At 35.8% G+C, this 779-nt stretch carries 1 protein-coding gene; it reads right to left on the bottom strand.

All coding sequences use genetic code 11. The features are described 5' to 3' along the window. Window positions 1–206: 206 nt before the first annotated feature. A complete protein-coding gene (locus H4J75_RS19630; protein ID WP_182223060.1) occupies window positions 207–560 on the bottom strand; it encodes an Imm8 family immunity protein in 354 nt (117 codons plus the stop codon). Window positions 561–779: the final 219 nt, after the last annotated feature.

Raw genomic sequence — 779 nt, forward strand, 5'->3', positions numbered from 1 at the left:
TTTGTTTAAGATGAATTCTATGTCTGACTCACTGCATTTAACAAGCTCAAAAGCGAATAAATTAAAACTGATAAGAAAACTAAAAATCAAAATATTACGCATAAGTTCCATTGCATATAACGCCCTGCTAAGCGGCGATAAATTGTTGGCTAAAATTGCGAGGAACGAAGCTAGCCAACTGTTTAGCGTCCGTCTTGAGCAGCTTGTTAGGTACGTTTATAACCTTCGTATTCCCATGCAAATACTCTAGAAAATTGTTCGGTAAATCCAGCCCAACTAACATCTTTGCATGATTTCATTTTTTCATCGATTAAGCTAATTATTTGCTTCCAATTATCATAGTAAGGAACAACCAAAATATATTTTTTATCACTTACTTGAGATAGTGCCCTTTGAGTAACCACATGAATTTGAAAGTAGTCTGCACCTTCTTCGTCTTGTATTCCAATAGCCACTGTACACCAAAAATCAACCACAGCACGATCATCTGGAACCCATGTATCTATGGGATCATGATCAGTACAATCATATGATTTGATTTCGGTAGTGATGAAACTCATTGAGTACCTAACGCCTCATTAAGAGGCAAAAAATAGTTGGTTAAAATAAGCGACGAAGGAGCAAAAACCAACTGTTTTTTGTCCTTTTGAATGACTTATAGTTCGACCAAGCCACCTAATTTACTAAAGTAACTTACTATTAGATTAGGTGGAACATGCTTCTGTTGGTTACGAATATTGAATGGCAAACATCCAATGTTTCTAACAAGACGTTCGAAC

Source organism: Colwellia sp. BRX10-1 (assembly GCF_014077545.1).
Classification (GTDB): domain Bacteria; phylum Pseudomonadota; class Gammaproteobacteria; order Enterobacterales; family Alteromonadaceae; genus Colwellia_A.